This window comes from Proteobacteria bacterium CG1_02_64_396, from assembly GCA_001872725.1.
GTDB lineage: Bacteria > Pseudomonadota > MNWR01 > CG1-02-64-396 > CG1-02-64-396 > CG1-02-64-396.
In genome coordinates, this window is record MNWR01000062.1 from 14,149 (window position 1) to 37,324 (window position 23,176).

General features: G+C 63.6%; 13 protein-coding genes. 5 read left to right on the forward strand and 8 right to left on the reverse strand.

The genetic code is table 11. The annotated features are described in order from the left end of the window. The first annotated feature begins 169 nt into the window (after window positions 1–169). The gene (locus AUJ55_07250) at window positions 170–1,048 is read left to right on the forward strand and encodes a 3-hydroxyisobutyrate dehydrogenase (protein OIO57067.1); all 879 of its coding nucleotides are present in this window, start codon (window positions 170–172) and stop codon (window positions 1,046–1,048) included. A 28-nt stretch (window positions 1,049–1,076) separates the two neighbouring features. On the opposite strand, the gene AUJ55_07255 is transcribed toward AUJ55_07250, so the two are convergent. From AUJ55_07255 to AUJ55_07275, 5 genes are all read right to left on the reverse strand, one after another. Beyond that, complete coding sequence (locus AUJ55_07255) at window positions 1,077–2,132, reverse strand: hypothetical protein (GenBank protein ID OIO57078.1); 1,056 nt, start codon at window positions 2,130–2,132, stop codon at window positions 1,077–1,079. A gap of 300 nt (window positions 2,133–2,432) precedes the next feature. Then, window positions 2,433–3,485 carry a hypothetical protein gene (locus AUJ55_07260; GenBank protein ID OIO57079.1) on the reverse strand — a complete coding sequence of 351 codons (1,053 nt, stop codon included), beginning with the start codon at window positions 3,483–3,485 and terminating at the stop codon, window positions 2,433–2,435. Window positions 3,486–3,535: 50 nt separating this feature from the next. After that, window positions 3,536–4,477 carry a hypothetical protein gene (locus AUJ55_07265; protein ID OIO57068.1) on the reverse strand — a complete coding sequence of 314 codons (942 nt, stop codon included), beginning with the start codon at window positions 4,475–4,477 and terminating at the stop codon, window positions 3,536–3,538. 518 nt (window positions 4,478–4,995) lie between these two features. Next, complete coding sequence (locus AUJ55_07270; protein OIO57069.1) at window positions 4,996–5,913, reverse strand: hypothetical protein; 918 nt, start codon at window positions 5,911–5,913, stop codon at window positions 4,996–4,998. Between the two features lie 175 nt (window positions 5,914–6,088). After that, on the reverse strand, window positions 6,089–7,078 hold the full coding sequence (locus AUJ55_07275) for a hypothetical protein (protein ID OIO57070.1): 990 nt from the start codon (window positions 7,076–7,078) through the stop codon (window positions 6,089–6,091). A 139-nt stretch (window positions 7,079–7,217) separates the two neighbouring features. Here AUJ55_07275 and AUJ55_07280 point away from each other — a divergent pair, with 139 nt between their 5' ends. Next, window positions 7,218–7,856 carry a repressor LexA gene (locus AUJ55_07280; GenBank protein OIO57071.1) on the forward strand — a complete coding sequence of 213 codons (639 nt, stop codon included), beginning with the start codon at window positions 7,218–7,220 and terminating at the stop codon, window positions 7,854–7,856. Continuing rightward, a complete protein-coding gene (locus tag AUJ55_07285) occupies window positions 7,853–8,974 on the forward strand; it encodes a hypothetical protein (GenBank protein OIO57072.1) in 1,122 nt (373 codons plus the stop codon). The genes AUJ55_07280 and AUJ55_07285 overlap by 4 nt, the downstream gene beginning before the upstream one ends. Before the next feature lie 54 nt (window positions 8,975–9,028). Here the strand turns inward: AUJ55_07285 and AUJ55_07290 are convergent, their stop codons facing one another. Further along, window positions 9,029–9,730, reverse strand: a complete 702-nt coding sequence (locus AUJ55_07290) for a Rossman fold protein, TIGR00730 family (GenBank protein OIO57073.1) — start codon at window positions 9,728–9,730, stop codon at window positions 9,029–9,031. A gap of 135 nt (window positions 9,731–9,865) precedes the next feature. On the opposite strand from AUJ55_07290, the gene AUJ55_07295 reads away from it, so the two are divergent. Further along, window positions 9,866–10,957: a hypothetical protein gene (locus tag AUJ55_07295; GenBank protein ID OIO57074.1), complete on the forward strand. Its 1,092-nt coding sequence runs from the start codon at window positions 9,866–9,868 to the stop codon at window positions 10,955–10,957. A 21-nt stretch (window positions 10,958–10,978) separates the two neighbouring features. Further along, a complete protein-coding gene (locus AUJ55_07300) occupies window positions 10,979–11,608 on the forward strand; it encodes a hypothetical protein (GenBank protein OIO57075.1) in 630 nt (209 codons plus the stop codon). A 7-nt stretch (window positions 11,609–11,615) separates the two neighbouring features. Here the strand turns inward: AUJ55_07300 and AUJ55_07305 are convergent, their stop codons facing one another. Beyond that, window positions 11,616–12,632, reverse strand: coding sequence for a hypothetical protein (locus AUJ55_07305; protein ID OIO57076.1), 1,017 nt, complete (start codon window positions 12,630–12,632; stop codon window positions 11,616–11,618). Window positions 12,633–12,685: 53 nt separating this feature from the next. After that, window positions 12,686–23,176 (reverse strand): hypothetical protein, encoded by a 10,491-nt coding sequence (locus AUJ55_07310; GenBank protein OIO57077.1) that lies wholly within the window; start codon window positions 23,174–23,176, stop codon window positions 12,686–12,688.

A 23,176-nucleotide genomic window follows, 5' to 3' on the forward strand; every position in this document is an offset into this window, starting at 1 on the left:
AAGGCGCTAACCCGAATTTTTCATCACTATCGACAAGCTCCTACGCGATCATCGGGCAAATTTATGAAAAATCCGGGCTAAAAACGGCAAAAAGCCAAAACCTCTTCCTGGGTTTTCTTCGCAGCTTCGCACGAGGCGCCTTTTACTTTTCCTCCCGCCGGAGTGACTCATGTCCAATCTCAAAATCGGTTTTCTCGGCCTCGGCATCATGGGCCAGGCGATGGCCGCCAATCTCGTCAAGGGTGGCTTCAAGGTCACCGTCTGGAACCGCACCCCCGAGCGCTGCGCCCCCCTGGTCGCCCTGGGGGCCAAGCAGGGTAAAAACCCCAAGGCGGTGATCGCCCATTGCGACATCACCATCGCCATGCTGGCCGACCCCGCCGCCGCCCTTGAGGTGGTGATGGGCGAAGACGGGGTGTTGGAGGGGCTGGAGCCGGGCAAGGGGTACATCGACATGTCGACCGTCGATCCCGACACCTGCGAGTACATTGCCGAGCTCTTCGAGGAGGCGGGGGGACGTTTCTTGGAGGCACCGGTTTCGGGCAGCAAAAAACCGGCACAGGACGGCACCTTGGTGATTCTGGCGGCGGGCGACCGCACCCTGTTTGCCGACGCCGCCCCCCTGTTCGAGGTACTCGGCTCCAAGAGCCTGTTCCTGGGGCAGGCGGGTCAGGGGGCGCGGATGAAGCTGGCCGCCAACCTGGTCATGGGGGGGATGATGGCGGCGCTGAGCGAAGGGCTTGCCTTCGCCCAAGCGACGGGGCTTGAGACGGCCGGGCTACTGGATGTGCTCGATTCGGGGGCGATGAGCAACCCGATGTTCCGGCTCAAGGGTCCGCTGCTGACGGCAGGCAACTTCGCCCCGAATTTTCCGCTCAAGCACATGCAAAAAGATCTGCGCCTGGCGCTGGAACTGGCCGAGGAGCATGACCAGCCGATGCCGACCACCGCAGCGGTCAACGAAAGCTTCAAGCGGGCCAAGGCGATGGGGCTGGGGGATGATGACTTTTCGGCGGTGATCGAGACGGTGCGCGGCAAACAGCGGTAGGAGGCGACCTTGTCGCCGAACATCCTTGCTACCGCATCCGCCAGGCGCTGATCCCCATCGCCACCACCCCGAGCAGGGCCATCGCCCCAAACTCGGGCAATAGGTGGACGATGTCGCCCCCCTTGAGGAAGACGTCGCGGATCACCACCAAGAAATAGCGCAGTGGATCGAGCAGCGAAAGCGCCTGAATCCAATCGGGCATGTTCCTGATCGGAAAAGCGAACCCAGAAAAGATCACCAGCGGCATCACGATAAAAACCGCCGAGATCATCGCCTGCTGCTGGGTCTGGGAATAACTCGAAATCAGCAGCCCCAGCCCCAACGTACTGACCAAAAAGAGGACGGATCCAATCAACAGCGCCAGCGGCTGCCCCCTAAAGGGGACGCCGAAGCCCTCGATGCCGATCCAGGTCACCAACCCCACGTCGAACAGCCCCACCGCCGCCACCGGCACCAACTTGGCCACGATCAGCTCCAGCCCCGAGATCGGGGTGACCTGCAGCCGCTCCAGCGTCCCCAGCTCCCGTTCGCGCACCACCGTCATGGCGGTCAGCAGCAGGGTGGCGATGGTGACGACGTTGGCGATGATGCCGGGGATGAAAAACCAGCGGTCGCTCAGGTTGGGGTTGTACCAAGCCCGCTCCTGCACCGTGAGGGGTGGGGTCATTCCACGCGAGACGCTTTGACTGAAGATGTTGATCAGCTCCCCCAAAATCATTTGCGCCGAGTTGGCATCGGAGCCGTCGACCACGATGTGCACCTGACGGCTGGTTTCAAAGTCGGGGGGGAATTGCACGATGGCCCGAACAGAGCCGCCATCCAGGGCGACGGCGGCCAGCCCCAGCGCATCGAAGCTCTGGGGGTGGAAACGGTCGGTGGCGCCCATGGCGGCGATCAGGTCTCGGGTGAGCGAACTCCCCGCCCGATCGACCACCGCCACATCGGCATCGTTGACATCAAAGGTGGCTGCGAAGCCGAAGACGATCATTTGCAAAATGGGGGGAATGACCACGAAGAAGCGCATCTTCGGGTCGCGAAGAAGTTGTTTGAATTCCTTGGCCATCAGGGCCGAGATGCGGCGCAGGCTGATCAGCATGGACGCCCTCCCCCGATCGCGCCGAGGGCGGCCTGTCCTCGCACCGGGTAAGAGACGCTGGAGGCTCGCCCCCGAGCCGAGGTTTGATCCCCTGGTCCCTTGGGTGAATAGCGCACGGTCCCCGGCTCCGAAATCGCCCAGAGGACCGGGCTCCCACACCCGAGATGACCGGTTGAGATTCTTGTAGGAGCCCATTGGCGCTCACCCTGAGCCTGTCGAAGGGCGGGCGATTGGGAGGCAAGAGCCGCTCCTAAACCTAGGCCAGTTCGTTGCGACCTCATCTCCCCCTCACCCCGCCAGCCCCAACCGCTTGGCCTGCTTGAGCACCGCCAGCAGCAACACCAGCCCCAACCCCGCCAACATGGCGGTCTCCCACCACAGAGCCAACGGCGAGAGCCCCTTGAGGAAGATCGCCTTGGTCAGGGTGACGAAGTGCCGGGGTGGCAAAATCACGGTGAGCCACTGCAACACCTTGGGCATGTTGGCGATGGCGAAGATGAACCCCGAGAGCAAAAAGGCGGGGAGGAAGGTCGAGACCAGTGCCACCTCGGCCGCCGCCATCTGCTGCCCGGTAACGATGGAGATCAGCAACCCCTGCAACATCACCACCACCATGAAGATGGCCGAAACCGAGATCAATCCGGCAAACGAGCCGCGCAGCGGCACATCGAAGAGCCAGACGGTGGCCGCCACCGCAATCGCCACGTCGACCATGCCGATGACGAAATAGGGGACCAGCTTGCCCGCCACGAACTCCACCCGGGTCAGAGGGGTGGTGCGCAGCAGATCAAGGGTTCCCTGCTCCTTCTCGCGGGCGACCGTCAGGCTGGTCATCAGCGCCCCGATCACCGCCATCACCAACACGATGGTCCCCGGCAGGATCGCGGTACGGGAATCGGCCGCCTCGTTGAACCAGACCCGGGGGCGCAGATCGATGGCGGCGGCAGGCGCCACCTCGGCGGCATAACTTGTGAGGAGTAGCTCGACAAACTGGCGCAGCAGCCGGGCGGTGTTGGCGTCGTTGCCGTCGAGCAGCAGTTGCACCTGGGCATGACCGTTTTGCAGATCGCGGGCGAAGTTGTGGGGGACGATCACTCCGGCCCAGAGCTTTTCACTGTGCATCGCCGCTTCCAGATCTTGACGCGACGGATAACGGGCCACCTCGAAGGTCTTGGCCCCCTCCAGGCGGGCTGCCAAATCGCGGCTGACCTGATCCCCATCCTCGATCACCACCCCGATGGGTGCATCCTTCAGATCGAGGCTGATGGCGTAGCCGAAAAAGAACAGCAGCATCACCGGCATGATGATGATCAGCGCCAGGGAGCGGCTGTCGCGCAGCATGTGGCGCCACTCTTTGTTGGCGACGGCGGCGATGCGCCGGGGGTTCAGGATCACGATTCATCCCCTTCCATGATGGAGACGAAGAGGTCCTCCAGATCAGCAGCCACCCCCCCACCCCCCGAGCAATCGATCCCCGCCCCTCGCAAGGCCGCCACCGCCTGGGTCGTGCACTCAACCGGATCGCACCCCTCACGCAGCCGCACCTTCACCCCCCCCACCTTGGGAATCGCCTCGATCACCTGGGGTATGGCCAGCAAGGCGGCCAGAGCGCGGCGGGGTTCGCTGGTGTGCAACTCGATCAGCGGGGTCGGCAGGGGGTGGGCGGCGACCTCCTCGAAGCGTCCCTCGATCACAATGCGGCCCCGGTGCATCAGCGCCAGCCGGTCGCAAAAGCGGGCCTCATCCATGTAATGGGTGGTAACCAGCACCCCCATCCCGGCGGCGGCAAAGTCGTAGATCAACTCCCAGAAGCGTTGCCGCGCCAGGGGATCGACCCCCGATGTTGGCTCGTCGAGAAAGAGAACCTGGGGCTGGTGGAGCAGGGCGGCGGCGAGCGACAGACGCTGGCGGTAGCCCAGCGGCAGATTCCCGGCCATCTGCCCTTCGGCCTTGGCTAGGTGCAGATGGTCGAGCGCCCAGGCAATGCGCTCGCGCCCCTGGGTACGACTCAGGGCGTAGAGCCCCGCTTGCAACTCCAGGTTTTCCCGCACACTCAGCTCGGTGTAGAGGGAAAAGCGCTGGGCCATGTAGCCAATGCGGGCGCGGGCGCGGCGGGGGTGGCGGTTGATGTCGACCCCCGCCACCTGCAAATCGCCGGAGCTTGCGGGGAGCAGGCCGCAGAGCATGCGGATCGAGGTGGTCTTGCCCGCCCCGTTGGCGCCAAGCAGGCCGAAGACCTCGCCGGGGGCGACGTGCAGGTCGACGGCGTCGACCGCGACGAAATTGCCGAAGCGGCGGGTCATCCCCTTGGCGGAAATAACGGGGGTCGTCATGGGTTCATCCTTGAATCCCCTCTCTCCAAACTTGGGGAGAAGGTTAGGGTGAGGGGGGGTGCAGGGGGGGTGCAGGGGGGCAATATCGCGCCAACGTCAGCCACGTCGCCACGCGGGACGAAGTCCCCAAGATCGATACCTTCGCCCGCGCGGCCGCCCCCTCACCCCGACCCTTTCCCCCTGAGGGGGCGAGGGGGAAAAGCGCCGTCATGCCTTTGTGAACCAGCCGCTCAACAGGGGTGTAGGAGCCCGGTCCTCCGGGCGATGCAAACGGATCGACACACAAGATCGCCCCCCGTTGGGTCGTGTCGCACCCCCATCCGACCAAGCCTTCGGCCACTCTCGCATCGCCCGGAGACCGGGCGCCTGCGCGCGCGGGTGGGATGGTGGCTTTCAAGGGGGGAAACGCCGCCCGTAACACAACCAATAAACCGATCAACTGAAGTAATTTTTCAATCACTTGCAATGTTACCCGCAGGTAACGCTTCATCTGCATACGCCCCGATCCAAAACCCCTTTTACCCCCCATATCCCCCCCCGTTTTCACGACTCAAACGGAACAGGGTCGCCTCGTGCAGGGTGGGTGAAGCGGGGGCAACGGTGAGGGTGGGATCGAACGCAGTCAGCCGCTGCGCCACCCCATCCCCTTGAGCCCACACCGTCAGGCTCGTGCCGGAGGGAAAGACCGCCAACACCCCTGGCAGATCGGCCATCATCCCCCGCCGCTGCCGGATCCCCTCCCCCTCCACCTTGAACATGACGGCGCCGGGGGTGGCGACCAGCTCGCCCGGCAGCCCCTGCCGGGTCAGACGGCCCCCCTCCAAAATCCCGACCCGATCACAGCGTTCGGCCTCCTCCATGCTGGCGGTGGCGACCAGCAGCGCCACCCCCTCCTCGCGCAGCCCCTCCAGCAGACGCCAGAAGGCGCGCCGCGCCAGGGGATCGACCCCGGTGGTCGGCTCGTCGAGCAGGATGGCGGCCGGTTCGTGGATCAAGGCGCAGGCCAGGGCAAGTTTTTGCTTCATCCCCCCCGACAACTGCCCCCCCCGTCGCGCCTCGAATCCGGCCAACCCGGTACGGTCCAGCAAATCGGCGATCCGCTCGGTGGTCTCGCTGTCGCTCAGACCGTGCAGATCGGCAAAGAAATAGAGGTTTTCGAGCACGGTAAGATCGGGGTAGAGACCGAACCCCTGGGGCATGTAGGCGAGTTTGGCGCGGGCCTCGGAGGCGGTGGGATCGACCCCAAGGATCAAAACCTGACCCTCATCGGCCTTGCGCAGTCCGGTGGCGACCTGAAGCAGGGTCGACTTACCCGCCCCGTCGGCACCGACCAGTCCGTAGAGTTCGCCGGGGGCGACCTGAAGATCGAGCCGGTCGAGGATGGTCGCCTCGCCGATACGCACGGTGACCGCAGCGAAGGCGATGGCGGCGGTCATGCGACGATGCCGGGGGCGTACGGGAGAGGGATTGCCGCTGCCGACGCCCGGAAATCCCCCCCGACACCCCTTTGAAAAGGGGAGGGTTGGGGAACGGCAGAGGAACTCCCCCCTTTGAAAAAGGGGAGTCGGGAGGGATTCTCAGCCCTTCCGCTCACCCCCCGCGCCACCACCCTCACCCCCGTACCCCCCCCACCGGCGCGAGCTCCACCTCCACCGGCATCCCGATCTTCAAGATTCCGTCGGGATTGGGGACCTCGATCTTGATGCGGTAGACCAGACCGACCCGCAGCTCCTGGGTCTGGACCGCCTTGGGGGTAAATTCGGATTGGTCGGCGATGAAGGCGAGCCTGCCTTGGAAGGGATGGGGCTGACCGTCGACCTTCACCGTCGCCCCTTGCCCCAGCTTGACCCGCCCTAGGTCGGGCTCGTTGAGGTAGGCGCGGATCCAGGGGTGGGCCAGGTCGGCCAGGCGCAACACCGGTTTGCCAGGGGCGACGACCTCACCCACCTCGCTCAGGTCGGCGCTGACGATTCCGGCGACCGGGGCCATCAATACCGTCTGATCGAGGCGGCGCTGCGCCTGCTTAAGCCCGGTTTGCGCCCCATCAAGCCGGGAACGGGCCCGGTCGATCTCCTCTTGCCGTGGCCCCGCCTTGAGCAGTTGCAGCGCCTGGGTGGCACGGGCCACCTCGGCTTGGGCGCTGGTGTACTGGGTTTCGGATTGGTCGAGTCGCTCCCGGCTGGCGCTGGCGCTCATGGCCAGATTGCGCAGTCGTTCCCGGTCGGCTTTGGCCAGCGCGAAGACGGCCCGGGCTTTATCGAGGGCCGCTTGGGCCATGGCGAGCTCTTCGGGGCGGGCGCCGGCCAGCATTTGATCCAGCACCGATTGGGCCTCGCGAACTTGGGCCTGCATCTGGGCCAGCGCCAATTGGGCGTCTCGGTCGTCGAGCCGAACCAGCACCTGCCCCGCTGCCACCGTTTGCCCCTCGTGCGCCTCGATGGCTTTGATCCGCCCTGGGATTTCAAACCCCAGTGCCGACTCGTGCACCTCCACCGTGCCGGAGCAAACGATGGCGGCGGCGTTCGTGGAGGGGGACCAGGGCCAGTCGCAACCGGTCAGGAGGGGGGGGATGAACAAAGCGGCCAGCAACCAACGGGGCATCGCAAACTCCAGTGGTGTTCGGGCGGTGAACGGCAACCCCATCTTGACCCATCCGCCGAGGGGTTGCATCCCCTCAGCGGATGGGCTATGTTCACTCATGTTCACCTATTAAGAACAACGGTATACACCGAGGTCTGTCATGCCGATCCCCGCGCCCCGCCAAATCAAATTGCTCGATTTTCTGCGCCGCCAACAAAGCGAAACCGGCCAAGCCCCTTCGTATCGCGAGATCGCCGAGGCGATGGGCTGGGCCTCGACCAACGCGGTTTCTAAGGCGCTCAAAGAGCTTGAGAATGAGGGGCTGATCCGCCGCCTGCCGGGGCGCAACCGGGCCATTCAGGTGATGGGGGGTGAACACGCCGGGCAGGTGCGGTTGGTCGGGAGTATCGCGGCGGGCCGTCCCATCGAGGCGATTGAAAACCCCGACTGGATCGAAATCCCCCCCTTCATGATGGGGCGGAGCGATACCTACGCGCTGACAGTGCGGGGCGATTCGATGTGCGAAGACGGCATCCTCGACGGCGACATCGTCCTGGTCGAAAGCCGTTCGGTGGCCGAAAACGGCGAAATCGTCGTCGCCCTGATCGACCGGGAAGAGGCGACCCTCAAACGGTTTTACATCAAAGGGGGGCAGGTCACACTGATCCCCGCCAACAGCACGATGGCCCCCATGCACTACCCCGCCGACCGGGTGACCATCCAAGGGGTGGTGATCGGTCAAATGCGCAGCTATCTGGGGCCACAGCCCTATATCAGCGCCGGGAGGTACGGACGATGAACACCCATGTTGCCGCCATCGCCTTTCCCGATTTGCCCCTGGCCGCCCTCAAGCGCAAGGGGATCGATGTTCACCTTAAGGCGACCGCTGTCATTCAAGGGGGGGTGGTGATTTGGGCCAACGCCTCGGCCCGCCGCCTGGGGGCGCTCCCCAGCACCCCGCTGGCGGCTTTGCCTTCGGTGGTGGCCTGCCACCGCCGCGCCAAAGATTTCGAGGCCCAGATCAAGGCCGAGATCGGGCAAAAACTGCGCGAGCTCACCCAGCGGGTCGAGGAGGACGGCGAAGGTTGGATCATCGACTTTTCCCAGTCCGAACCGGTCGTCGCACCGGCGCTGACCTTCGATCGACTCTGGCGCGATCTGGCCGATTTGAGCGGGGTCTTCCCGGTCGGCGGCTTGGGGCCCAACCGTTTGGTCGCTCAGGTGGCCCGAGGGGCGGCTTTGTCGGCGGGAAGTGGCTGGTTGCGGGTGATGCCGGGGGGGGAGGCCCGCTTTATGGCCCCGCTTTCGATTGATTTGCTGCCCCAGTTAAACGGCGAGGACCGCACCACCCTCAAGCAGGCGGGAATCGCCACCATCGGTGACATCGCCTCCACCTCCGCCGCCCGGCTGGTTGCCCTGTGTGGCCCCCAGGCGATGGGATGGCGGGCGCTCAGCCGGGGGGTCGACCCCAGTCGTATCGAGATGGAGCCGATCCCCCCTTCGCTGGGCCACCGATTCTTTCCCGAAAACGGCGACGACATGGCTGCCGTGCAGCGTCGGGTGGTCGAAATCTGCCGCGCCTGGCATGCCGCCCTTCAAGCCGAAGGGCTGGCCCCCTCCACCCTGCATCTTGAGATCGTCGATCGGGATGGACTGCAACGCAGCCGCATGATCCGCCTGCCCCAGCAGCCGCTGGGTCCGGTCGACCTGACCCTGTTGGTGGTGCGCGAATTGGAACGGTTGGGGCGGGGGATGGGGGTGTGGCGAGAGGTTGTCCTTGAGGTCGCCGACGCCGAGGTGCCCGACCGCGAGGCGACCTCGTGGCATGAGGGGCAAATGGGGAGTGAGGGGCGTCGTGGTGGGCATCGCCAGCGCAAGGGGGGGGCGGTGTTGCCCTTGGTGCAGGGGCAGTCGTAACGGGGGCCGAGTGGCCAATCGGGAGCGTCGACGTTGGGGGCTGCTCAGCCCCCCTTACGGCACCACCTTCTTGCCAAAACGATTGGAGGTCATGCTGGTGGTGCGACCGCCGTTGCGCTCCCGCCAGAGGCGGTGTTTGTTCATGATCTCGACCACCTCTTTAGGATCGTCGGTCACGTTGATGAGGTTGCAATCCTCTTTGGCGATCATCCCCATCGGCACCAGCACGTCGTCCATCCACTTGAGCAGTCCGCTCCAATACTCCGAACCGAACAGCACCAGTGGCATGGGCTCAACCTTCATGGTCTGCATCAAGGTGAGCGCCTCGAAAAACTCGTCCAGGGTGCCGAAACCACCCGGCATACAGACATAGCCCATCGAGTACTTCACGAACATCACCTTGCGGGCGAAGAAGTAGCGGAATTCCAAGGAGAGGTTTTGGTACTTGTTGGGGTTTTGTTCGTGGGGCAACTCGATGTTCAGCCCCACCGACATCGCCTCGTTTTTGATGGCGCCGCGGTTGCCCGCTTCCATGATGCCGCCGCCGCCACCGGTGATGATGGCAAAGCCGTTTTTCGAAAGCAGGTCGGCAACCTGCACCGCTTTTTTGTAGTACTTGTCGCTCGGTTTGGTCCGAGCCGAACCAAAGATCGAAACGGCGTAACCGATGTCGGACAGCTCCTCGAACCCCTCAACGAACTCCCCCATGATGCGAAAGATCCGCCAAGACTCGCTGCCGCGAAAATCATCGACCATGGGACTGACCTCTAGATTTGCCGTAGGTGAAGGTAAAAAGCTTGGTTGCTGGGCTATCCCCCAAGCATGGATGAACCGCCCCCTCCCCTTCAAATCCTTTTGCCGCCAGCAAACGACCGTTGAAGGGGGATTCCCATGACCCGACGCATCCTGCACATCGACATGGATGCCTTTTACGCCTCCGTGGAGCTGCTGCGCCGCCCCGACCTCAAGGGCAAGCCGGTGGTCATCGGCGGCCCCGGTGGGGCGACGGCGCGGGGGGTGGTTTCGACCGCCACCTACGAGGCACGCGAGTTTGGCATCCACTCGGGCATGGCGCTGAAGACGGCGCACCGCCTTTGTCCGCAAGCGGTCTTCCTCCCCACCGATTTTGTCGCCTACCGGGCCGCCTCCACCCTGATCGGCGAGGTTTTGCAGGGGTACAGCGATCTGATTCAACCGCTGGGGCTCGACGAGGCCTTCCTCGACATCAGTCACGACCCGACCCCCTCCGACCTGCTGGGGGGCAAGCTCAAACGGCAGGTGTTCGAGTCGACCGGCCTGACCGGCTCGGTGGGAATCGCCCCCAACAAACTGTTGGCCAAGATTGGATCCGACCTCGAAAAACCGGATGGGCTGACGATCTTGAGCCTGGAGGATGTCCCCCAACGCATTTGGCCCTTGGCGGTACGCAAACTCTGGGGGGTGGGACCGCGCACCGCCGAGATCCTGCACACCATGGGGATCAATACCATCGGCGATCTGGCGGCCCGTCCGGTTGATGTTCTGGTCGACCGCTTCGGCCCCAGCCACGGCCACTACCTGAGCCGCGCCGCCCATGGGTTGGACGACACCGAACTGAGCACCGACCGGGAGCCCAGGTCGATCAGCCGGGAGACCACCTTCGACAGCGATGTTGGGGATTGGCAAACCCTGGCAAGTGCCCTGGCCGAGCAATGCCGGGATGTGGTGGCACGGATGCAGCGCAAGGGGTACCGCTGCCGTTCGGTGGGGATCAAACTTCGGCTGGCCGACTTTTCGACCTTCACCCGAGCCGTGACCCTGCACACCCCGAGCGAAGATCTAGAGACGATCCGCAAGAGCGCCTTCGCCTGCCTCAAGCGGGCGCCGCTGACCCAAAAGGTGCGACTGGTCGGAATGCGGGTCGCCGCCCTGATGCCCCGCGATGCCGTCCACCACCTGCGTGCCGCTCCGGTTTTGCCTGGTTTTGAATCCTTCGCCCCGTGACCTTTGTCGAGCGTTCCCACCATGACCCCTCTCCCATCCGCGACCCCTTCCCCCATCCGCGCCGTTTTGTTCGACTACGGCGGAGTGATCGCCGAAGAGGGATTCCGGGCTGGACTTTTTGCTCTGGCGGGCCGACAGGGTTTGGACCCCATGACCCTGCTGCTGGCTGGCGCCGATGCGGTTTATTCCAGCGGATTTGTGCTGGGGCAGGCCGATGAACGCAAATTCTGGGCGCAGCTACGGGAAGAAACCGGCTTGCAGGGGAGTGACGAGGCGCTGACCGGGGAGATTCTCCCCCGCTTTACCCTGCGTCCGGCCATGCTCGACCTGGTGGCACAGCTAAAGGATCGGGGTTTGCTGGTGGGGATTTTGAGCGACCAAACCGACTGGCTTGAACGTCTTGAAGTCCGCGATCGCTTCTTTCACCACTTCGACCGGGTGTTCAACTCGTGGCACTGGGGCAAGGGCAAACGGGATGTCACCTTCTTCACCGAGGTCGCAGCCGACCTGGGTTTGGCGCCCGGTCAGATCCTCTTTATCGACGATCTGCCAGGGAATGTGGCGCGGGCGCAGCAGGCGGGGATGCGGGCGATCCTCTACCCCGAGGAGGGGGGGATCGCGGGGTTGGTCGAGGCGGGGCTAAGGGGGTGAGGTTTCCCTAAAACCCCCACCGCACATACCCGTACGGCCCCCGGAATTCGGTACGAAAGTCCCCCAGCATGGCGTAGGTCCCCGAGGCGCCGAAGGTCGCTTCGAAACGCTGGTAGCGATAGCCCCAGCCCAGCTTGAGGATGTTCCTCCCCCCGAAGCGCCAGGTCTCATCGGCGCCGAATTCCGCCTCTAAGTGCCAGGCAGTGCCCCTATCCATCAGGCTTTCGCCCGCACCGATGAAGCCCCCGGTGCGCAAGGTGGCGGTGGTCTGGTCGAGGAAGGCGCCGGTGGGTTGAACGAGGCCGTACCCCGCCTTGACCCGGTAGCTCAGGTGCACCCCCTCGGTGTCACGGATGGGGGGCGGCTCGCTCTGGAAGAGGGCCTGAATGAAATGGCCCCGATAGGCCATCTCTTGGAACCCGGCGATCACGGCGGTGTTGGGGCTGGCGGTGTTCACAACGTAGAGGTCCTGGGGAATGGCGTAGCCGACGTAGCGGTAACCGAGCCCCCAGCGCCCGGCGTAGATCAGGTTGGCCTCCTGATCGTTATAGATCGACTCGAAGGTGCCAGTGCCGGTCAGGCCGGCGTTGTTGGCCCCGATGATGACCCCCGAAAAACTCCCCTGGGTGCGGCGGTATTGAAATTCGAGATTGGGGAGCAGATCGACCACATCGATGGCCATTTTGAGGTACGTCACCGCCTTGGCCCCGTCACTCCCCCCCTGAGCCTGCTGCACGTAGTCGATCCCGGTGCGCAGCCACTTCCAGCCGAACTTGGCCCGTCCCTCGTAAGCGGGGGCGTCGGCGATGGCGTAGTCGACCTTGATGGCATTGGTGCCGAAACGGTTGGCCGCCAAACTCGACTGCTTCCAGTCGGCCCACCACGCCACCGCCTCGACATCAGCCCACAGCCCCGGCGCCGATTGAAATTCACGCACCACCTCGCGGCCGACATCGGCAGCGGTGAGGTCGGAGGAGTCGGCATAGGTCAACCCTGCGCCCAACACCCCCACCCCCATGGCCATCCACCTTCCCCAACAAGGGCTATATGCAAACAACACGTTCCCCCCCCAGCCCTTTAATTGAGCGTCAATTTTCCGCCCACCACCATCTGCGAATCGACCTTCAGGGTCAGATTGCCTCCATTCCAGGTATAGGTGTTGTATAGGGGATCGCCATCCAGGACGACCTCGGTCCAAGGGCCACCGCTGACGACGGCTGCATCGCTGACATCACCCCGAATCCAGAAGGTATGACGGTCGCTGTCCATCATCTGCCGCATACGGGTGGCATTGATGACGATGGTTTCGTTCGAGTTGATGCCGGTCGGCTCGCCGACCTTCCTCAGGTTGATCATCTCAAACCCGGTGAAGGTATTGGGCAACTTGTTGGCAGCCGTGAAATCGACCGTGCCGGTGCCGTAATAGAACTCCAGGCTGTCGAGACCACGACCGCCCACATATTTGCCGGTGGGCACCCCTGCCGCGTAGAAGGCCACGGTGTCGATGGATCCGGCATTGATCAGAATTTTGTCGTCCCCCTGACCGCCGAAGATGAAGTCGGGCGCGGTCACCACATTGCCGGTGTCATTGCCTTGCAGCAGGTAGTAGTAGGCCGAACCGGAAATACCACCGCTGTTGCCGTCGTTGCCGCTGGTTCCGTAATAGTTGCGGATGCCGCTGAAGTCGTTGCCGTAGATCAGGTAAGCCCGGCCCACGGTGCTATTCCCAAGCGCATATCCTCTGGCCCCCAACAACAGATCGGCAAAGCCATCTCCGTTCCAATCGGTCCCACCCACGATTGCAGAGCCGAGATCCTCGTCGGGGAAGGTTCCTTGAACGGTGAAGCCTTGGCTCGGGGTGATTTGGGTGACGTCCAACGTCGCCCCGGCGACGCTGCCGCCATAGAGCATCGAGACCTGATCCAAGCCGGTTGTGTAGAGGGAAGAGCCCATTGCGATGTCGTCCCTGCCATCGCCATTGATATCGCCCACCATGGCCACCTTATCGCCAAGAGTCATTGCGGCGCCGTTGAGGGTGGATCCCAGAATCGTAAAGCCGTTGGTTCCATCCAAGGGGGTTGTACTCAAATCCAAGCTGGCGAACGTTGCCGACCCGTATACGACATCGACACAGCCGCCACCAAGGTAGAGCGTCATGCCAATGGTCGTCTGGGCCGACGATGCACCGATGACCAGGTCGCTGTAGCCGTCGCCGTTGATATCGCCCCCGCCGGCAACGCTGATCCCAAAATAAAAAGAATAGGTCTCGGGCAGGATGGTCCGGACGGTCGGCGTTACTCCGGGTGCGAGCGCTGCGCCCCCTTGAACCAGATAGACCTTTCCGTGAAAGACGTTCTCGTATTGAGCCCCGATCACGGCATCGGCGTACCCATCGCCATTGACGTCGCCCGCCGTCGCCACCGAAACGCCGAATTGGCCGTTATTGATCGACGCACCATAGAGTTCGATGCTGTTGGCGGCGCTCAACGCGGCGCTGGAGGGGCTGGCCGCACCAAAAATAATGTTGGCGCGTCCGGCATCGGCGTTGGGGCCGACATCGACAAATGGTGTCCCGGTGACGATGTCGTCCCAACCATCACCATTCATGTCTCCCGCAAAGGCCACGGATTGACCCAGCCGGTCTTGCGCCAGCGCACCGCTGAAGGTCACGCCATCGGCTGCGGTCATGGTGGTCACGTTGAGTACCCCGGCAGTACCGATGGTGGAAACCCCGGCGACGTGGGGTTGACCGTAGATCACCAGCACTTGGCCCTCGTAGGTGTTGGTTCCAAATCCACCCACACTGAAGAAGGGGTCGCCGATCAACACATCGTCGTATCCGTCACCGTTGAAATCCCCGCAACTGGGTGAGAAAGACAGGCCATAACTCAGCAAGCCATCGATGGCGACCGTCGTTGTGCCGTCGGGGGTCGCAAGATCAAGCGCCGCCAGGGTTTTGGCCGCATTGGCCTGACCGAACACGATGTTGGCCCTGTAGCCGGCGCCATACCCACCCGTCACCACAAAGTCCTCGAAGCCGTCTGCGTTGAGATCCCCGGCTGTTCCTACGGCGTAGCCGATGGGATACCACCCACTGGAGGCATCCAAGGTTGAAACCTTCTCTGGATCGAGCTGCGTCAAATCGATGGTGTTGTCGTGAATGGTGACGGTACCGCTTGCCGTGGCCACGATGGCGTTGGAGGGGCTGGAAAGATCGAGCGTGAACTGGGCGTCGGGTTCGAATTGGGGATCCTTGACCAAGGGGACCACCACCTCATGAACCAACTCGCCCAGATAAAAGGTTAGGGTGCCGCTTTGCCCGGTGTAGTGGGTGCCGTCCAGGGCGGTTCCGTCAGTCGTGGCGTATTGCACCGACGAGACATACAGCCCGTTGTCCCGCGCCACCCGAATCCGAACCTCGCCCTTGTCTTCGTTCACCGCCACGTCCTGAACTACGATGCTCGGATAGGTCGGCATATGAGCATCGACCCACAGCGAAACATCCCCCAGTGAAAGCTGATTGGCCCCCTGCGGCATCCCGTACTGAGTTCCCAAGTCGCCAATCAGACCGGCTGGCGTCGTGGTGGCGCCCGCCGTTGATGCACTCCAGCTTTCGGCGCCAAAATCGATCTTGTCGTCCGCACCGGCGGCAACAATCACGACGCCTCGATCCGATTGCCGATTGAGCCAGCGCGCCGTATTGGCATCGAGGACGACCTGATTGGCGGCGGTGCCGCCAAAATCGATGATTTCGATCCCCCGAATTTGCTCCGGCCTCAAAGCCGTCAAATCCAATATCGTATCGGCCTGGTCGAACACCAGGCGATCCAGACCCGCTCCCCCGTCGACCCGGGCAAAGTCGGTCCCCGTCACGTGAATGACGTCGCCGCCCGGACCGCCGGTGATGACATCGTTGCCGCCACCCCCAATGAGGGTTTCATTCCCTCCCGCCCCCTTCATGACATCCCTGCCCGCAGTTCCGGCTCTGGTTTCGTTCGCGGCGACCAAATGGGTGATCTGATTGGTCAGGTTGTTGCCGTAGACAAGGTAATTGACCGAACGGCTCTCATTGGAAAACGCCACGTCGGGATAGCCGTCACCATTGACGTCTCCGGTTGAGGTGACATAGGTCCCAATCTTGGGGAGCAGCACCTGGCCGGTGATGGCATAACCGTTGGAACCGTCGAGTCCACTGGCGTAACTCACCCCCGGCAAAGAGGCTCCTCCGTAGAACACGAAGACCTCGCCGACATTGGCTGCCACCGCATCCGACCCCGGCGCCCCCACCACGATATCGTCGAAACCATCGGCGTTGAGATCGCCGGGGGATGCCATTCCTTGACCAAAATAACTCAATGAACCGCCATGGTCGCCGACGTAACGAACGCCGAGCCCCGTAGCATACAAATCGGTTGCTAGGTCGATGGTGCCAACCGCCTCAAGAGCGGGCCCGCCCCAAATCGCGGCGACATCTCCTTGCCAAGAGCTGCCGTATCGACCGCCGATCAACAAATCGCTGTAGCCGTCGCCGTTGATATCGCCATGCGACAGGGCATCACCGGACCAGTTGTAATAGGCGCCCGAAATCGTCACCCCCGCCGAAGTCGTTAAATCGATGGTTCCGGGCAAGGTTGGCGCGCCGTAGACCAAGTAGACCTTCCCGGCATAGCTACCGCTCGCGGCAATCGCCGTGTTCTCGCCGATCATGAAGTCGGCATAGCCATCGCCATTCACGTCGCCCGCCGCGCTCAGATCGCTTCCCAGCGATGTAGAAGAGGCCACGTTCAACTGTATCCCCTGCCCAGTGCCAGAAATCGCGTCCAAATCGATGGGGGTCGTCGTGGAAAGATGGCCTCCATACACCAGATAGGCGCGATCCGATTGCGCGTTTTTTCCGATCAACAGGTCGGGATAGCCGTCGCCATTCACATCGCCAACCACCCTGATGTTGTTGGCCATGTAGGCGCTGGCGGTCGTCCGCCCAATCTTGGTCACCCCGGTTGCGCTTGAAATATCGACATCGACCGGCGAGGCGGAGCCGTAAATCACGTAGATGCCCCCACCATACGAGCCCACCACACTGGCATAAGGGGCTCCGACAATGATGTCGCTGTAGCCATCTTGATCGATGTCGGCCCCGGCGATGGCCGCCCCCAATCTTCCGTAACTTCCATGGGTGATGACGATGTAATCGCTGCCCGGGGTCATGGCGGCAACATCGACGGCTCCGTAGACCCCCAAGCCGGGTTTTCCGAAGACCACAAACACCCGCCCTTGGTACCCATTAAAGGTGCTTTCACTCACGGCAAAGTCGTCGTAGCCGTCGCCGTTGACATCACCCACACCGGCAATGGGACGGTCATCCCAATAACCCGCCGTCGTCATGGGCACCTTGGCCCCGTTGACGCCGGTAAGAACGTTCAAATCCAGGGGTTCGTAGGTGATCGTTCCCTGTGCCTCGACGTTCGACTCGAATGCCCCTTGAAGGTTGACGATGTTCAAGAAAAAGGTCTCGTCGGCCTCGGGCAATTGATCGACGGAAATGGGGACCGTGATTTGATGGGTCGATGCAAGCCCAGGAGGAATCGATACTTGACTTCCCCGGACGCGCTGATAATCCAGATCGACCCTGGCCGATCCATCGGAAGTGACATAGTCGAAAACGACGGGATCGTTGGGATGGTCTGCAATGCTGACGTAAAACACGGCATTGCTTCCCTCCGTCACCGCAATGTTGCCCACCGAAATCGTGGGTGTAGCGGGGTTCTCGACAATCTTGAGGGACGGCAAAACCTTCACGTCCACCGAGGTCGAGGGGGTGCCCGCGCCATTCGATGCGGTCAGCAAGATGCTGTAGGTTCCCGAAATGGATGGCGTGAAACCGATCGTCTGTTCCGTTCCACTCAGGCTCTGCGTACTACCGACCGGTTGCGCCGTAATCTGCCAGTTATATTGGGCATCTCCATCGACGTCGTTGGTATTGGAGGCATCCAATAAAACCGTCTGCCCCAAGGCCACCGATGAGGGTGCTTGGAGATCCACTGCGATGGGGTCGGCCACAGCTGCAACCTCGACGGTCAAGGCCACCGTTGCAACCTGATCGACAGTGGTTGCCGAAATGGTCAACGTAGCCAAACCGTGCAGGTTCGCCGCAGAATCCAGCCGCAACTCCCCCGTCACCGCGTCGATGGCATAGTCGCTGAATAACGACGGCGCCGCAGGGTCGGACACGAAGGTATAGACCACGTTTTCGATGGCGTAGGTGATCGCCTCGCCGTTGGCGTTATGGGCAGCCAACGTTCTGTAACCCACACCAAAATCCTCATTCAGATTCCAAATCGCGCTGCTTCCCAAGTCGAACTTGGGGGCATAGTCCACCGCCAAAACCAAGCTGAAGCTCTTGACCGTAGCGCTGGTTGCACTGTCGGTCGCGGTCAAGGTGACCGCGGGGGTGTCGGTGCTCAAAGGCAACGTCACCACGCCGCTGGCATCGATCAGCCCCGGCTGGTTGGAAGACCAAGTGACCGCGGTGCCGCGTGTCAGGACCGTCGGCAGGTTGAGGTTGTAGCGGATGGATGCAGCGGTGTCGTTCTGTCCCTGAATCGTGGCGAAGGTCAGATGATCGCGGTCGTAGGCAAAGTTGGTCTTGGACAGTGCGATGGTCTCCACCAGAACGAGCCCTTCATTGCCGACGATGGTGACGTTGATCGTCCGGCTGGTGTAGTCGGCACTGGCCGGAGTCAAAACCAACCGATAGTTACCCGCCGTCACCCCGTTCAGAGTGAAACTGCCATCCACCGCCGAGGTGGTATTCCCCAGGGTCGTTCCGGTTTGATCTTTCAGGCTTACCGTCACCCCGGAATGATCGCTCCCCTCCTCCAGATTGAGGGTTCCGCTGAGCTGGTTCACCGCCAAAGACAGGGTCTGAGTTGTTCCGGCCGTCGTCACCACCACGTTCGCAACCTGCGCGTTGCCATAGCCCGACTTTTGAGCCGAGAGGGTGTAGGTTCCGGCGATCACTCCGGTGATCGCGACCTGGCCAGTGCCGTCGGTGGCGGTGGTGGCGGTGTAGGTGTGGTTGGCACTTTGCAGGGTCACGTCGACCGCACCCAACTTGTTGGTGCCATCGTCGGTGGTCACGGCGACCGTCCCGGCGTTCAGTGTCAGGGTCTGCGTCGTGGCCGTGAGCTGATCGCCCTGGCTCAAGTTGTACCCAGCGGTGTCGGCCACCGCGATGTAATCGGCCAGCGAATAATCGATCTGGGTGTAGTTGGCGGCAGGCACCGTTTTCTGCCATTGCCCCAAGGCATTGGTCACCGTGGTGTAGCTGTTGGTATTGGTGTCGGTCAGGGTGACCAGGATCCCCGAGTGGTCGGTGGCGCCGCTTTTGGTGGCGACCCCCGACAACACCCCCTGATTGCGCGCCAGGGTAATGGGGCTGAGCAGGGCGTAGTTCTGGTCGACCAGGATGGTCACCGGGATCGTCTGGGTGACATACCCCGGCGCGCCGACCTGAAGCTGATAACTCCCCGACCCCACCCCAAAGAAGCTAAACGCCCCGGTCACCGCATTGATGGTGGCGTTGGGAATGGCGGTCCCCAGCAACTGCAACGAGATGGGGGAATAATCGCTCGCCCCCAGCAACATGGCGGTGCCGGTCAGGGTCAGGCGGCTGAGGGCGATGGGGGCGCCCAAGGTCGTGGTGGCCCCTGAGGTCACCGTGATGGCGGTTTGGCTCGCCGAGGCGTGATGCCCCGCCGCCACCGTCAGGGTGGCGTTGGTCGAGACCGGAACCCCGGTCACGGTGAAGGTGCCATTGCCCGCCGAGATGGCGGTCGCGCTACCCAATGCGGTCGAAACCACTATGGTGGCGTTGGCGATGGGGGCGCCCAGATCGTCGACCACGCTACCGGCAATGCTGCCGGTCGCCGGAAGCAAGGTGCGAATGCCGACACGGGTGGTGGCGGCATTGGCCACCAGATACCCAGAGGTGTCGTTCGCGGTTAGGAAACCGGTCTTAGCGAAGGTCACCGAGGCGACCGAACCGGCTTGAACGTCAAGCTGCCAATAACCTGAAACATCGCTCGTGGCCGCCACCCCGGAGGCGGTCACCGTCACCCCGGAATGATCGTTCTGACCCGAAAGGACCACGTACCCGCTCAAGGTCCCTTTGGCGGCCTGCAAGGTCACCGTACCCGGCACCGCATAAGTGACGATGCCGTCGACCACAGCGACCGGAATCGTCTGGGTGACGAAGCCCGATTGGCTCAAGGTCAGGTTGTAGTTGCCCGGTTCGATCCCAGCCACGTTGACGACACCGATGTTCCCCACGCCGTTGGTCACCGTACCGAGATAACTCCCCGCACTACCGCTCAACATGGCGCTCACCGCTGCCGTGGTGCTGCCGTCGGCCATCGCCACGGTCCCGGTCAGCATCCGCTGGGTCAAGGTGACATTGATCGCAGCGGGACTGGTCACCGTCGCCCCGGTGCCGGGGTCGACGCTCACGCTCACCGTCAGCGCTTGGCTCAAATAGCCGGGGGCAGAGACGGTCAGGGTGCGGGTGCCGGTCGGCACCCCGGTGACCGTGAATGCCCCCGCCGAGGCCAGGGCGGTGTGGCCCAGACCGTCGCTAACGGTGGCGCCCGATGGCGAAACCGTGCCGCTCACCGAAACCGCCTTGGCGGTCATGGAGCTCGTGCCCAAATCGACCGGGGTCGCCGAGGCGATGACGGCGGGGGTGCCGGCCGAGACCGCCGCATCGGCCAGGGTCACGTAGTCCGAATGGCCGTACTGCACCGAGGTGACACTCCCCTCGGGCAGGATCAAGAGCCAAACCCCGGTCGGATCGGTGGTGGTGGTGACGCTTCCGGCAGGGCCGGTGGCAGTCACGACGACGCCGCCGTTTTCCACCGCATTGGGCAGCACCACCCGACCGGTCAGGGTGCCGGTGGCAGCGGCCAGGGTGATCGTGCCGGGCAGGGTGTAGGTGGCGACGCCGTCGACGATGGAGACCGGAATCGTCTGGGTGACAAAGCCCGCTTGGCTCAGGGTCAGGTTGTAATTGCCCGGCTCGATCCCGGCGACGCTCAGGGTGCCGATGTTTCCGGCGCCGTTGGTGACCGAACCGGTGTAGGTGCCGGCGGAACCGGAGAGGGAGACCACCATCCCGGCGGTCGTAGTGCCGTTGGCCATTGCTACGGAGCCGGTCAAGGCGCGCTGGGTTAGGACAACGTTGATCGCAGCGGGGGTGGTCACCGCAAGGCCGCTGACCGGATCGACACTCACCGTCACCGTCACCGCCTGGCCCAGGTAGCCGGGGGCGGTCACGGTCAGGGTGCGGGTGCCGGTCGGCACGTTAGCCACCGTAAAGGCGCCCGCCACGGCGGTGGAGGTATGGCCCAGGCCGTCGCTGACGGTGGCGGTTGCAGGGGTCACCACGCCGCTGATTGATACCGCCTTGGCGGTCAGCGATGTGCTCCCCAGATCGACCGGGCTGTTTGAGGCGATCACGGCGGGGGTGCCCACCGATACCGCCGCATCATTTTGGGTGACGTAGTCGGCGTGGCCGTACTGCACCGATTCGATGTTCCCCTCGGGCAGGGTCAGCAGCCAAACCCCGGTCGGATCGGTGGTGGTGGTGTAACTACCGGCAGGACCGGTAGCGGTCACGACGACCCCTCCGTTCTCGGTCGCATTGGGCAGCACCACCCGGCCGGTCAGGGTGCCGGTGGCCGCTTGCAGGGTGATCGTGCCGGGCAGGGTGTAGGTGGCGACGCCGTCGACGATGGAGACCGGAATCGTCTGGGCGACAAAGCCCGATTGGCTCAGGGTTAGGTTGTAGTTGCCCGGCTCAATGTTGGCGACGAGCAGCGCGCCGGTATTGCTGATCGGATCGTGCACCACCGACCCGGAATAGGTGCCGGGGGCGCCGCTCAGGGATACAACCACCCCGGCGGTGGAGGTGCCGTTGGCCATCGCCACGGCGCCGCTCAAGGCGCGCTGCGTCAGAGCGACGTTGAGCACGCCGGGGGTGGTGATCGCCAGGCTGGTGACCGGATCGACATTCACCGTCACGGCGACCGTCTGGCTCAGGTAACCGGGGGCGGTCACGGTCAGGGTGCGTTGCCCGGCGGAGACCCCCGCCAGGGTAAAGCTGCCCGCCACGGCGGTGGTGGTGTGGCCCAGACCGTCGCTGACGCTGGCGGTCGCGGGTGAAACGGCGCCGCTCAGCGAGACCGTTTTGGCCACCAGGGTGACCACCCCTTTGTCGACCGGGGTGGCCGCAGAAACCGCGACGGTCGCGGCGTCGCTCTGCCCCACGTAATCGGCGTGGCTGTAGCCAATGCCGCCGGTGTAACTCCCCTCAGGCAGGTTCAAAGCCCACTGCCCCACCGGATCGGTGGTGGTGGTTTGCCCCCCCAGCGAGACGAGCACACCGCTGTTGTCGGCCGCGCCCGGCAGCACCACACGACCCACGACCGAGCCGATGGCGGGATCGAGGACGATGGCGCCGGGGGCGGTGAAGGTGCCGGTGTTGTTCAGCACCGTGATGGTACGGGTTTGGGTGACAAAGCCGGTTTTGCTGGCCTGAATCTGATAGGCGCCATCGACCACGCCGCTGAAGGTGAAGGCTCCGACTGCGTTGCTGGTGGTGGTGAGGTTGATTCCCCCGCCCCCGCTCAGGGTCAGGGTCACGCCGCTGTGGTTCACCGCCCCTCCCCCCAGGTTGACGGTGCCGGTCAGGGTCAAGGCGGTCAGGGCGATGGGGGTGGCGCTCAGATCGGTGGTGGCACCGGTCGTCACCGTCGCGGCGGCGACCCCGGTGGTGAAGCCGCTCTTGATCGCGGTCAGGGTGCGGCTGCCGACCGGGCTGCTTAAGGTAAATACCCCGCTGGCGTTGGTGGTGGCGGCGTTGCCCAGATCGTCGGCAACGCTCACCCCGGCCAGCGGGGTGGCGCCGTTTTGCACCAAGCCGGTGATCGTCCCGGTGTTGCGGGTGAGCGTCAGCAGGCCGGTGTCGGTGGTCTGACTGGCCGTGACGGTAAGGCCGGTTTTCGATCCCGCCGCATAGTCGGCGTGGGTCACGGCGATTTGATAGGCGCTGCCTGCCTGCACGTTGGTGGCCCAGACGCCGGTGGCGTCGGGAATCGCGGTGGCCAGGGTGGTGGTTCCAGCGCTGTTTTTCACCGTCACGCTGGCCGCTGCGTAATCGGTCGCGCTCCCCTTCGCCAAAGAAACCCGCCCTTGCAAGGTGCCGTAGGCGGTATCCATCGCCAGGGTCGGAGCGGTGGTGGCGGTTTGATCGGGCACCACCACGGTGAGGCTGCGGGTGGCGTAGCCGGTCTTGGCAAAGCTCAACGCGTAGGTGCCGGGATTCAGGCCGTTGAAGGCATAAGCGCCCAAGGCGTCGGTGGTCGCGGTGGCGCCGGAGCTGGCCACGGTGACCACCACCCCGGAAAGGGACGCGCCGCCGGTGGTGGCGGTGACCGCGCCCGACAGGGTGCGCTGGGTCAAGGCGATGTTACCGACGGAGGTCGCGGCGCCGTGGGTCACGGCGGCGGTCAC